9 protein-coding genes are annotated in these 12,784 nt (G+C 70.6%); 6 read left to right on the top strand and 3 right to left on the bottom strand.

Features of this window, described 5'->3' with window-relative positions:
* Positions 1-74 precede the first annotated feature (74 nt).
* Positions 75-1,085, top strand: a complete 1,011-nt coding sequence (locus ACZ60J_RS31475; RefSeq protein WP_469687083.1) for an ATP-binding protein — start codon at positions 75-77, stop codon at positions 1,083-1,085.
* On the opposite strand, the gene ACZ60J_RS31470 is transcribed toward ACZ60J_RS31475, so the two are convergent.
* Complete coding sequence (locus ACZ60J_RS31470; RefSeq protein WP_469687082.1) at positions 1,039-2,388, bottom strand: polysaccharide deacetylase family protein; 1,350 nt, start codon at positions 2,386-2,388, stop codon at positions 1,039-1,041. The genes ACZ60J_RS31475 and ACZ60J_RS31470 overlap by 47 nt on opposite strands.
* 246 nt (positions 2,389-2,634) lie before the next feature.
* On the opposite strand from ACZ60J_RS31470, the gene ACZ60J_RS31465 reads away from it, so the two are divergent.
* From ACZ60J_RS31465 to ACZ60J_RS31445, 5 genes are all read left to right on the top strand, one after another.
* Positions 2,635-5,025, top strand: coding sequence for a SulP family inorganic anion transporter (locus tag ACZ60J_RS31465; protein ID WP_469687081.1), 2,391 nt, complete (start codon positions 2,635-2,637; stop codon positions 5,023-5,025).
* A gap of 264 nt (positions 5,026-5,289) precedes the next feature.
* On the top strand, positions 5,290-7,245 hold the full coding sequence (gene acs, locus ACZ60J_RS31460; RefSeq protein WP_469687079.1) for an acetate--CoA ligase: 1,956 nt from the start codon (positions 5,290-5,292) through the stop codon (positions 7,243-7,245).
* A 217-nt stretch (positions 7,246-7,462) separates the two neighbouring features.
* On the top strand, positions 7,463-8,896 hold the full coding sequence (gene nhaA, locus ACZ60J_RS31455; RefSeq protein ID WP_469687281.1) for a Na+/H+ antiporter NhaA: 1,434 nt from the start codon (positions 7,463-7,465) through the stop codon (positions 8,894-8,896).
* A 57-nt stretch (positions 8,897-8,953) separates the two neighbouring features.
* Positions 8,954-9,412: a phage holin family protein gene (locus ACZ60J_RS31450; RefSeq protein WP_469687078.1), complete on the top strand. Its 459-nt coding sequence runs from the start codon at positions 8,954-8,956 to the stop codon at positions 9,410-9,412.
* Positions 9,409-10,377, top strand: coding sequence for an alpha/beta fold hydrolase (locus ACZ60J_RS31445; RefSeq protein WP_469687076.1), 969 nt, complete (start codon positions 9,409-9,411; stop codon positions 10,375-10,377). The genes ACZ60J_RS31450 and ACZ60J_RS31445 overlap by 4 nt, the downstream gene beginning before the upstream one ends.
* Positions 10,378-10,779: 402 nt before the next feature.
* Here ACZ60J_RS31445 and ACZ60J_RS31440 read toward each other — a convergent pair whose 3' ends face one another.
* Positions 10,780-11,982: a MarP family serine protease gene (locus ACZ60J_RS31440; protein WP_469687074.1), complete on the bottom strand. Its 1,203-nt coding sequence runs from the start codon at positions 11,980-11,982 to the stop codon at positions 10,780-10,782.
* A 13-nt stretch (positions 11,983-11,995) separates the two neighbouring features.
* Positions 11,996-12,757, bottom strand: coding sequence for an NUDIX hydrolase (locus ACZ60J_RS31435; RefSeq protein ID WP_469687073.1), 762 nt, complete (start codon positions 12,755-12,757; stop codon positions 11,996-11,998).
* Between the last annotated feature and the right edge of the window lie 27 nt (positions 12,758-12,784).

Here is a 12,784-nt window from a genome sequence, read left to right as displayed (position 1 = left end):
CGACCCCTCCTTGGAGTGGTCTTCTTCACTCAGGCATACAACACAAAGCCACCGACCCACTACGCTTCGTGAACATGAAGATCGCTTTCGTGGGGAAGGGCGGCAGCGGCAAGACCACGCTGTCCTCCCTTTTCATCCGCCACCTCGCCTCCAATGAAGCCCGTGTCGTCGCGGTGGACGCCGACATCAACCAGCACCTGGGCACCGCGCTCGGACTCAGCGAGGACGACGCGGCCTCGTTGCCCGCGATGGGCGCGCACCTGCCCCTCATCAAGGAGTACCTGCGGGGCTCCAACCCGCGCATCGCCTCCGCCGACACGATGATCAAGACCACTCCGCCCGGCACCGGCTCCCGGCTGCTGCGCGTCGACGAGGACAACCCCGTCTACGACGCCTGCGCGCGCACCGTGACGCTCGACGGCGAGCCCGTACGGCTGATGGCGACGGGGCCGTTCACCGAGTCCGATCTGGGCGTGGCCTGCTACCACTCCAAGGTCGGCGCGGTCGAGCTCTGCCTCAACCACCTCGCCGACGGCCCGGACGAGTACGTCGTCGTCGACATGACGGCCGGTTCGGACTCCTTCGCCTCCGGCATGTTCACCCGCTTCGACGTGACCTTCCTGGTCGCCGAGCCGACCCGCAAGGGCATCTCCGTCTACCGCCAGTACAAGGAGTACGCGCGGGACTTCGGGATCACGCTCAAGGTCGTCGGCAACAAGGTGCAGGGGCCGGAGGACATCGAGTTCCTCCAGGACGAGGCGGGCGAGGACCTGCTGGTCACCGTCGGGCAGTCGGACTGGGTACGGGCGATGGAGAAGGGCCGCCCGGCCGCCTTCGAGCTGCTGGAGGCCACCAACCGGCTGGCCCTGCAGGCGCTGCAGGACGCCGCCGACGACTCCTACGCGCACCGCGACTGGGAGCGGTACACCCAGCAGATGGTCCACTTCCACCTGCGGAACGCCGAGAGCTGGGGCAACGCGAAGACCGGGATCGACCTGGCGGACCAGATCGACCCCGGTTTCGTCCTACGGGAACTGCTCACTCCTCGTTCTGACCCGCGTCTGCCGGCTCCGCAGCCGGCTTGACCCCGGCGGGGGCGGCCGGCTTGGCCGGCGGCCCCGCCGTCAGGAACTTGTTCCAGCCCTCCTTCGGCGCCTCGCCGACGTCGAGGGTGCGCATCCACTCCAGGGTCTTCGGGTCCTGGGCGTCCAGCCAGTCCACCAGCTCGCGGAACGGCACGCAGCGGACCTCCTTCTGCGTGCACATGGTCTTGATGGAGTCCTCGACGGCACGCATGTAGGTGCCTCCGTTCCAGGACTCGAAGTGGTTGCCGATGATCAGCGGCGCACGGTTGCCCTGGTAGGTCCGCTCGAAGGCCTTGGCCAGGCCGTCGCGCATCTGCTCACCCCAGTACGCGTGCTGCGAGGGGTCGCCCTGCGTGGTCGTACCGGACTGGTTGACCAGGTAGTTGTAGTCCATGCTGAGCGTTTCGAAGGCGCGGCCGGGCATGGGGACCAGCTGGAGCGGGATGTCCCAGAGGCCGTCCGTCTTCTTCGGCCAGATCTGCTTGCTGATGCCGCTGGAGTCGTAGCGGAAGCCGCCCATCTCCTTCGCGGCCAGCATGAAGTTCTTCTGGCCTTCGAGGCAGGGGGTGCGGGCCCCGATCATCTCCTTGTCGTAGTCGAACGGGAGCGCCTCCATGTCCTTGAGGGCCGGCGAGTTCGTCTTCCAGCCCTTGACGAACGACTTCGCCTGGTTGATCTCGCTCTTCCACTCGTCCACGGACCAGGTCCCGACGCCGCCCTCGGGTCCGCAGAAGTGGCCGTTGAAGTGGGTGCCGATCTCATTGCCCTCCAGCCAGGCCTCGCGCACCTGGACAGCGGTGTCCTTGATGCCCTGGGGGTCGCCGAAGCCGATGTCGGAGCGGCCCGGGGAGTGCTGGGGCGCGGTGTAGAGGGAACGCTTCTCCTCCGGGAGCATGTACACGCCGCTGAGGAAGTACGTCATACGGGCGTTGTACTTCTTGCCCACCTCACGGAAATGCGAGAAGAGCTTCTGGCTGTCTTCGCCCGCCCCGTCCCACGAATAGACGACGAACTGCGGCGGCTTTTCGCCGGGCTTCAGCTTCTCCGCCTTCTGTACGTTCGGCTGCAGCCCCGTGTACGAGGTCGAGCCGTCGCCGATGAGCCGCTTGACGCTGCCCGGAGCCGGGCCCTCCGGCGCGGCCGCGCCCTTCTTGGCCGCCTGACCTCCCTGGGCCGGGCGGCCCGCGGGCTCCGAGGTGCTGCACCCGGCCACTCCCAGGACCAGCGCCGTGGCGACGATGCCGCCGGCGATCCTCTTCTTGGCGGCCTTCTTCGTGGCGGGCCTCTTCGTGGTGGCAGTCATCCGCCGCACCCCTTCCCTCGCTGTTCCGTCGCAGTTCCGTCGCAGGACTTCCGCGCCGCAACGTCCCATGCGGTCCGTTTTAAGGAAGGTGTGACAAGCCGGACTAAATGGTTAATCACTCGTGAGCGCTAATTCCTAGGCCGTTTGCCCGTATTACTCACCACAGAGCTTTACTCTCCATTACCGTTCATTTACCGAGTGTTGAGAATCCCGCCGCTTCACCCCTCCCCCGAGGAGACGGGACCTATGACCGCCAGCCCCTCCCCCCTTTCCCCTCCCCCCACCAAAGGCCTCCCGGCCGGCTTCCAGGCCGACCTCTCCGCCTCCGTCGCCGTCTTCCTGATCTCCCTGCCGCTCTCCCTCGGCATCGCCCTGGCCACCGGCGCCCCGCTCCAGGCGGGGCTCGTCGCCGCGGCGGCCGGCGGGATCGTGGCCGCACGGCTCGGCGGGACACCGCTCCAGGTGAGCGGCCCCGCGACCGGACTCACCGTCGTCACCGCCGAGTTGATCCAGCACTACGGCTGGCGCACCACCTGCGCCATCACCGTGCTGGCCGGGCTGTGCCAGCTCGGGCTGGCCGCACTGCGGACCGCCCGGTCCGCACTGATGGTGAGCCCCGCGATCGTCCACGGGATGCTCGCCGGTGTCGGCGTGACCATCGCGCTGGCCCAGCTGCACATCGTGCTCGGCGGCACCCCGCAGAGCTCCGCCCTGGCCAATGTCCGCGGACTTCCCGACCAGTTGGCCGATCTGCATCCGGCCGCGCTCGGCGTCAGCGTGCTGACCCTGGCCGTCCTGCTCTGCTGGCCGCGGCTGCCGGGACGCACCGGACGGCGCCTGCGCAAGGTGCCCGCCGCACTGGCCGCCGTCGCCGTCGCCACGGCCGCCGCCTCCCTCGCCGGGCTCAGCCTGCCGCGCGTGGACCTGCCGTCCTGGCGCAGCCACGCGCTGCCCGAACTGCCCGAGGGCCCGGTCCTCGGCATCATCGCCGCCGTCCTGACCATCACCCTGGTCGGCAGCGTGGAATCCCTCCTCTCGGCGGTGGCCACCGACAAGCTGATCGCCGCCCAGCGGGGTACGGAACGGCGTCCCGCACGGGCCGACCTCAACCGCGAACTGCGCGGCCAGGGCGCGGCGAACATCGTCTCCGGGGCACTGGGCGGGCTGCCCGTGGCCGGCGGCGCCGTCCGCAGCATGGCGAACGTCAAGGCCGGTGCCGTCAGCCGCCGTTCGGTCATGCTGCACGGGCTCTGGATCCTGCTCGCCGCCGGACTGCTCGTCCCCGCCCTCGACCTGATCCCGCTCGCCGCACTCGCCGCGCTCGTGATGGCGGTGGGCATCCAGATGGTGAGCGCCACGCACCTGCGCACCGTCACCCGGCACGGCGAGATCCTCGTCTACGCCACGACCATCGTGGCCGTGGTGCTCGGCGGAGTCCTCGAAGGCGTCGCCGTCGGCATCGCGATGGCCGTCGCCCTGGCCCTGCACCGCCTGGCCCGGACCCGGATCACCGTCGAGCAGCTCGACAGCGGGGTCCACCGGGTGTGGGCCCGCGGGCAGTTGACCTTCCTCGCGGTGCCGCGGCTGAGCCGGGTGCTGAGCCAGATCCCGCACCACGGGCACGCCGTCATCGAGCTGGACGGCTCGTTCATGGACCACGCCGCCTACGAGACCCTCCAGGACTGGCAGGACTCCCACCTGGCCCACGGCGGCTCACTGGAGGTCACCGGCCGGTCGGGAGCCAGGATCGCCGAAGCCGACAAGGCCCAGCGGGCCGGGAGTGCCCAGCGAGGTGCGCAGCGCGGGGACCACCAGTGCTGCAGGCCCTGGACGCCGTGGCAGAACCACTGCGACCACCGCGGCACGGCGGACCGTACGGACCTGACGGCGGACGAGACTCCGGCCGCGCCCACCACCCCGGCCCCCGCTCCCGCCCCCGCGGCCGGGCTCCGCGGGCGCGGCGCGGGTCAACTGGCCAACGGGATCGGCGCCTTCCAGCGGGACACGGCTCCGCACGTGCGCGAGGAGCTGGCCCGGCTGGCCCGGGAGGGGCAGCGGCCCTCGCAGCTCTTCCTCACCTGCGCGGACTCCCGACTGGTGACGAGCATGATCACGGCGAGCGGCCCCGGGGACCTGTTCACGGTCCGCAACGTCGGCAACCTCGTCCCGCTCCCGGGGGCCGAGTCCACGGACGATTCGGTCGCGGCGGCCATCGAGTACGCCGTGGACGTCCTCCAGGTGGACAGCATCACGGTGTGCGGGCATTCGGGGTGCGGGGCCATGCAGGCCCTGCTCAACTCCGCGCCGGGGATGCCGATGACCCCGTTGCGGCGCTGGCTGCGGCACGGGCTGCCGAGCCTGGAGCGGATGGGCAGCCGCCATCACGCCTGGGCCCGGATCTCCGGCAGGCTGCCGGCGGACGCCGTGGAGCAGCTGTGCCTGACCAATGTGGTGCAGCAGCTGGAGCACCTGAAGGCCCACGAATCGGTGGCCCGCCGGCTCGCCGAGGGCACCCTGGAGCTGCACGGGATGTACTTCCACGTCGGTGAGGCGCAGGCGTACCTGCTGTCGGAGGGGCAGGACTTCTTCGACTGCCGGGTCTTCGACACCGTCGGCTCGGGGTCGCTGCGCGGCTGAACGAGCGGGGCCCGGCGGGCGGCCGACCCGGTCGCGCTCCCGGGCCCGGGGGGCTTTGAACCGATACCCTCCGTTATCCGTGCCACTGAGTGGCCCCTTCCCGCGCCCTGCTGCGGGAGGGGGCCACTCGTGCGTGGGTCCGGACCGGTAATAGGTCTACACCAATTCCCGGCAACCTCTTGTCACCCGGGCCATTGACTGATGAGCTATGCCCGGGGACACAACCGGGGACACAACGGACACCCTGGGAAAGGGAGATGCGTCGTGAGCAATGAAAGCCTGGCCAATCTGCTCAAGGAGGAGCGGCGGTTCGCACCGCCTGCCGATCTGGCCGCCGCCGCCAATGTGACTGAGGCTGCGTACGCACAGGCCGACGCGGACCGGCTGGGCTTCTGGGCCGAGCAGGCGCGCCGTCTGAGCTGGGACACCGAGCCGACGGAGACGCTCGACTGGAGCAACCCGCCCTTCGCGAAGTGGTTCGCGGACGGCAAGCTGAACGTCGCCTACAACTGCGTGGACCGCCACGTCGAGGCCGGCAACGGCGACCGCGTCGCCATCCACTTCGAGGGCGAGCCCGGCGACAGCCGCTCGATCACCTACGCCGAGCTCAAGGACGAGGTCTCCAAGGCCGCGAACGCCCTGACCGAGCTGGGCGTACAGGCCGGCGACCGGGTCGCCGTCTACCTGCCGATGATCCCCGAGGCGGTCGTCGCGATGCTGGCGTGCGCCCGCGTCGGCGCCGCGCACTCCGTGGTCTTCGGCGGCTTCTCCGCCGACGCCGTCGCCTCCCGCATCCAGGACGCCGACGCGAAGCTGGTCATCACCTCCGACGGCGGCTACCGCCGCGGCAAGCCCTCCGCCCTGAAGCCCGCCATCGACGAGGCCGTCGCCAAGTGCCCGCAGGTCGAGCACGTCCTCGTGGTGCGCCGCACCGGCCAGGACACCGCCTTCACCGAGGGCCGGGACGTGTGGTGGCACGAGATCGTCGAGCGGCAGAGCACCGAGCACGCGCCGCAGGCCTTCGACGCCGAGCACCCGCTCTTCATCCTCTACACCTCGGGGACCACGGGTAAGCCCAAGGGCATCCTGCACACCTCCGGCGGCTACCTCACGCAGGCCTCGTACACCCACCACGCGGTGTTCGACCTGAAGCCGGAGAGCGACGTCTACTGGTGCACCGCCGACATCGGCTGGGTGACCGGGCACTCCTACATCGTCTACGGGCCGCTCGCCAACGGCGCCACCCAGGTGATGTACGAGGGCACGCCGGACACCCCGCACCAGGGCCGGTTCTGGGAGGTCGTGCAGAAGTACGGCGTCACCATCCTCTACACCGCGCCCACCGCGATCCGGACGTTCATGAAGTGGGGCGACGACATCCCCGCGAAGTTCGACCTGTCGAGCCTGCGCGTGCTGGGCTCGGTCGGCGAGCCGATCAACCCCGAGGCCTGGGTCTGGTACCGCAAGCACATCGGCGGCGACCGCTGCCCGATCGTGGACACGTGGTGGCAGACCGAGACCGGCGCGATGATGATCTCCCCGCTGCCCGGCGTCACCGAGACCAAGCCCGGTTCGGCGCAGCGCGCGCTGCCCGGAATCGCCGCCACCGTCGTGGACGACGAGGCGAACGAGGTCCCGAACGGCGGAGGCGGCTACCTGGTCCTCACCGAGCCGTGGCCGTCGATGCTGCGCACCATCTGGGGCGACGACCAGCGGTTCATCGACACCTACTGGTCCCGCTTCGAGGGCAAGTACTTCGCGGGCGACGGCGCCAAGAAGGACGAGGACGGCGACATCTGGCTGCTCGGCCGGGTGGACGACGTCATGCTGGTCTCCGGCCACAACATCTCGACCACCGAGGTGGAGTCGGCGCTCGTCTCGCACCCCTCGGTCGCCGAGGCGGCGGTCGTCGGTGCGAACGACGAGACCACCGGCCAGGCCATCGTGGCCTTCGTGATCCTGCGCGGCAGTGCCTCGGAGACGGACGGCCTGGTCGCGGAGCTGCGCAACCACGTGGGTGCCACGCTCGGCCCGATCGCCAAGCCGAAGCGGATCCTGCCCGTGCAGGAGCTGCCGAAGACCCGCTCGGGCAAGATCATGCGCCGTCTGCTGCGCGACGTGGCCGAGAACCGCGCGGTCGGTGACGTCACCACGCTCGCGGACTCCTCGGTCATGGACCTGATCCAGAGCAAGCTGCCGGCCGCCGGCAGCGAGGACTGAGGACGCCGGCCGACATCGGCCGGCACGGTCCGACACGACGGGAGGGGCATTCGGCGCGCCGCGCCGGATGCCCTTTTCGCACATAAAGTGACGATCGCCGGATACGCCCACGCGTACACCCTGTAAAGTATTAGATGCTTAAAGAGCTGCTCCACAGGGTGCGCCGGGAAGTCTGGTCGGCAACGTGCTTCGCCATGCCGTCCAACCCACCCCGGAGGTGCCCCCCGTGGCCGCGCCCAGCCCCACCGACAACCAGAGCCGCAAGCTCCTCGGCCGCCTCTCGCTGCCGGAGCGCCGCTTCGTGGCCGACGCCCTGCGCGCCGAGACGGTCGGCGGCGTCCTGCTCCTCGTGGCCGCGATCGCCGCCCTCGTCTGGGCGAACGTGCCCGCCATCTCCGCGAGCTACGACAGCGTCCGCTCCTTCCACATCGGCCCCGCCTCCCTCGGCCTGGACCTGTCGCTCCAGCACTGGGCGGCCGACGGCCTGCTCGCCATCTTCTTCTTCGTCGCGGGCATCGAGCTCAAGCGCGAGCTCGTCGCGGGCGACCTGCGCGACGCGAAGGCGGCCGCGCTCCCGGTGATCGCCGCGATCTGCGGCATGGCCGTGCCCGCGCTGGTCTACGTACTGACCAACGTGCTCGGCAACGGTTCGACGGACGGCTGGGCGGTCCCGACCGCCACCGACATCGCCTTCGCCCTGGCCGTCCTCGCCGTCATCGGCACCTCGCTGCCGTCCGCCCTGCGCGCGTTCCTGCTGACCCTGGCCGTCGTCGACGACCTGTTCGCCATCATGATCATCGCGGTGTTCTTCACCAGCGAGATCAACTTCCTGGCGCTCGGCGGAGCGGTCGCGGGCCTGGTCCTCTTCTGGTTCCTGCTCCGCGCAGGAGTGCGCGGCTGGTACGTCTACGTCCCGCTCGCCCTGGTCATCTGGGGCCTGATGTACAACAGCGGCGTCCACGCCACCATCGCCGGCGTCGCCATGGGCCTGATGCTGCGCTGCCACCGCAAGGAGGGCGAGCAGCACTCCCCCGGCGAGCACATCGAGCACATCGTCCGGCCCGTCTCGGCCGGTCTGGCCGTCCCGCTCTTCGCGCTGTTCTCGGCCGGGGTCTCCCTGTCCGACGAGGCCATCGGACAGGTCTTCACCCGCCCCGAGACCCTCGGCGTGGTGCTCGGCCTCGTCGTCGGCAAGACGCTCGGCATCTTCGGCGGCACCTGGCTCGCCGCCCGCTTCACCAAGGCGGAACTCAACGAGGACCTCGCCTGGCCGGACGTGTTCGCCGTCGCCTCGCTCGCCGGGATCGGCTTCACCGTCTCGCTCCTGATCGGCGAGCTCGCCTTCACGGACGACCCCGTCCTCACCGACGAGATCAAGGCCGCCGTCCTGATCGGCTCGCTCATCGCCGCGGCCGTGGCGTGCGTCCTGCTGAAGATGCGCAACCGGAAGTACAAGAAGCTCATCGAGGACGAGGAACGCGACGAGGACCTCGACGGCATCCCCGACATCTACGAGCAGCACAACCCCGACTACCACCTGCGGATGGCGAAGATCTACGAGGCCAAGGCGGCGGAGCACCTGCGCAGGGCCGAGGAGGCCGCGGCCGAAGCGGCGGGCGGGTCCAGCGCCGACGGCGGCCGTCCGGCATGATCTGACCTGACGACAGGACAGCCGTCGCAGTCGGACGAACGACAGAGGGAGAGAGCGATGAGCGCAGTGGACCAAGGATCCCCAGGAGCCGAGCGCACACTCGGCCAGCTGGTCGCCTCGGCCACCGCCGAGATGTCCGCCCTGGTGCACGACGAGATCGCCCTCGCCAAGGTGGAGATCAAGCAGGACGTCAAGCGCGCGGGCATCGGCAGCGGCGCCGCGATCGCCGCGGGCGTGCTCCTCCTCTTCTCGCTGCCGGTGCTGAGCTTCGCGGCGGCGTACGGGATCCACAACCTCGGGCTCGGGCTGGCCTGGTCCTTCCTGATCGTCGGCGTGGCGTTCTGGCTGCTCGCGGCCGTGGTCGGGCTGATCGCCATGGCGAAGTTCAAGAAGATCAAGCCGCCGGTGAAGACCATCGCCTCGGTCAAGGAGACGGCGGCCCTCGTCGGCACGGTCAAGCCCCACGCCCGGTCGGTCAGTGACAACGCCGTGGGTGTGGCACGCTCGTCCTCATGACAGCCCCCTCGTCGGATTCCGGCACTTCCGGTACTGCCCCCACCGCCGCCACGGCGGTCCGGATCGCCATCCCCGGCGGGCGGGAAGTGACACACCGGGACGTGGCGGCCAACGGGGCCCGGTTCCACGTCGCCGAGCTCGGCGACGGACCGCTGGTGCTGCTCCTGCACGGCTTCCCGCAGTTCTGGTGGACGTGGCGGCACCAGATGACCGCGCTGGCCGACGCGGGCTACCGGGCGGTCGCGATGGACCTGCGCGGGGTGGGCGGCAGCGACCGCACCCCGCGGGGCTACGACCCGGCCAACCTCGCGCTCGACATCACCGGGGTCGTACGGTCCCTCGGCGAGCCCGACGCCGCCCTCGTCGGGCACGACCTGGGCGGCTACCTCGCCTGGACGGCGGCGGTGATGCGGCCGAAGCTGGTGCGCCGGCTGGTGGTGTCGTCGATGCCGCACCCGCGCCGCTGGCGGTCCGCGATGCTGTCCGACTTCGGGCAGACCCGCGCCAGCTCGCACATCTGGGGCTTCCAGCGGCCGTTCGTGCCCGAGCGGCAGCTCGTCGCCGACGACGGGGCGCTCGTCGGCGAACTGATCCGGGACTGGTCGGGTCCGCGGCTCCCCGAGGAGGACGACGTCGCGGTGTACCAGCGCGCGATGTGCATCCCCTCCACGGCGCACTGCTCGATCGAGCCGTACCGCTGGATGATGCGCTCCATGGCCCGTCCCGACGGGCTGCAGTTCAACCGGCGCATGAAGCGGCCGGTGCGGGTGCCGACGCTGCACCTGCACGGCTCGCTCGATCCCGTGATGCGCACGCGGAGTGCGGCCGGGTCCGGGCAGTACGTCGAAGCCCCGTACCGCTGGCGGCTCTTCGACGGGCTCGGGCACTTCCCCCACGAGGAGGACCCGGCGGCGTTCTCCACCGAACTGGTCAACTGGCTGAAGGATCCCGAGCCCGACCGCTGAGCCGGACGCCCAGCCGACCGCCCAGCCGGACCGCCGAGTCGACGGTCGCTTATATGACAAACATTCAATTGCCTGGCGCATAGGCCAATTGGCCGCCCTCAAAGCGATTACGGACCTTGGGCCCCGGGCACAGCTCGGAGTATGGGCTGGACGCACGACTACGGTGACACCGCACACGAACGCCGCTCGACGGTCACGCCGGGCACGCACAGGGGGCAGGGCCGCGAAGGCCACGACGACCCCCGCCTCGGGATTCCGCGCATCCTGCGCCGGCGGGCCCGCTGGGTCTCCGCCCGGCTCAGGCACCAGCGTACGTAGGCAGGGGCCCGCGAGGGCTCCGGAAGCCGACGGAGCCACAGGGCCCGACGGCGCTACGGGGGCCCCTCAAGGCTCCCGCAGGGCTCAGAGGGCGCAGCCCTGGCTGCCGACCCGCCGGTCCGCCGTCGCTCCGGAGCGGATGTCGTCGCGGATCTCGTCCACGGTCAGGGCGTAGCCGGTGTTGGGGTCGTCGAGGGACTTCGCGAAGACGACCCCGTACACCTTGCCCTCGGGCGTCAGCAGCGGGCCGCCGGAGTTGCCCTGGCGGACGGTCGCGTAGAGGGAGTAGACGTCCCGTCGCACCGTTCCCCGGTGGTAGATGTCCGGGCCCTTGGCGTTGATCCGGCCGCGGACGCGCGCCGCGCGGACGTCGTACGAGCCGTTCTCCGGGAAGCCCGCGACGATGGCGTCGGTGCCGCTCGCCGCGCCCTTGTCGGTGAACTCCAGCGCCGGCGCCTTCAGCTTGGGCACGTCCAGGACGGCGATGTCGCGCTCCCAGTCGTAGAGCACGACCTTGCCGTCGTAGAGCCTGCCTTCGCCGCCGACCTGCACGGTCGGTTCGGCGACCCCGCCGACGACGTGTGCGTTGGTCATCACCTTGCCCGGCGCGAAGACGAAGCCGGTGCCCTCCAGCACCTTGCTGCACGAGGGCGCCGTGCCGACCACCTTCACGATGGACTGCTTGGCGTTCTCGGCCACGGGGCTGCTCGCGAGCAGCGGGTCCGGCGGCTTGACCTCGGTGATCGGCTCGTTGGAGAACGGGCTGAAGACCTGGGGGAAGCCGTTGCGGGCGAGGGTGGACCTGAAGTCCTGGAACCAGGTGTCCGCCTGCGTGGGAAGGACCCGCTGGACGCCGAAGAGCACCTTGGAGTTGCGGACTTCCTTGCCCAGCGTGGGAATCGACGTGCCGGCGACCATGGAACCGATCAGCCAGGCCACCAGCAGCATCGCCACCACGTTCACCAGGGCGCCGCCCGTCGCGTCGAGCGCGCGGGCCGGGGACCAGGTGATGGAGCGCCGGAGCTTGTTGCCCAGGTGGGTGGTCAGTGCCTGGCCGATCGAGGCGCAGATGATGATCACGACCACGGCGATGACGACGACCGTGGTGGACACCTGGGTGCCGTTGTCGGTGACCCGGTCCCAGATCAGGGGCAGCAGGGACACGGCGACGAGACCACCGCCGAGGAAGCCGATCACCGACAGGATGCCGACGACGAACCCCTGGCGGTAGCCGACGATCGCGAACCATACGGCGGCGAGCAGCAACAGGATGTCCAGCACGTTCACAGGGCCCACCGTCTCATGAGCGCCAGTCGAGCGGGACTTCCCGGGACCGGTCCCAGGGGCGCTCCCAGCCGGCGAAGTGCAGGATCCGGTCGATCACTCCGGCGGTGAAACCCCAGACCAGAGCCGATTCCACGGTGAAGGCCGGGCCGTGGAAGCCGCCGGGGTGGACGACGGTGACGCGGTGCTCGGGGTCCGTGAGATCGGCCACGGGCACCGTGAAGACGCGGGCGGTCTCGGCCGGGTCGACCACGCCGACCGGGCTGGGGGTGCGCCACCAGCCGAGCACCGGGGTCACGACGAACTCGCTGACGGGGATGTAGAGCCGGGGCAGCACCCCGAAGAGCTGGACCCCGGCCGGGTCGAGGCCGGTCTCCTCCTCCGCCTCGCGCAGTGCGGCGCGCAGCGGGCCGGTGGTGCGCGGGTCGCCGTCCTCGGGGTCGAGGGCGCCGCCGGGGAAGGAGGGCTGGCCGGGATGCGAGCGCAGGGTGCCGGCGCGCTCCATCAGCAGCAGCTCGGGGCCGCGCGGGCCCTCGCCGAAGAGGATCAGGACGGCCGACTGGCGGCCGCGGCCGTCCTCCGGCGGCAGGAACCGGCTGAGCTGGGTGGGCCGGACCGTCCGGGCCGCCTCGACGACGGGGTCCAGCCAGTCGGGCAGGCCGTGGGTGTGCAGGTCGATGCTTCCGCGCCGGCCGCCCTGGTCGTACGGACCCCCGCGCGCGGGGGCTGCGCCGGGCCGGGCGGCGCCCGCCCGGCGGTTCTGCGTGGCCTCGGTCATAGGCACCCCTGTCCGTGCTTCTGCGTT

This window comes from Streptomyces sp. NPDC104226 (assembly GCF_055584085.1).
Note: the sequence above shows the minus strand (reverse complement) of the source record. Positions and strands in the feature narration are given on the sequence as shown.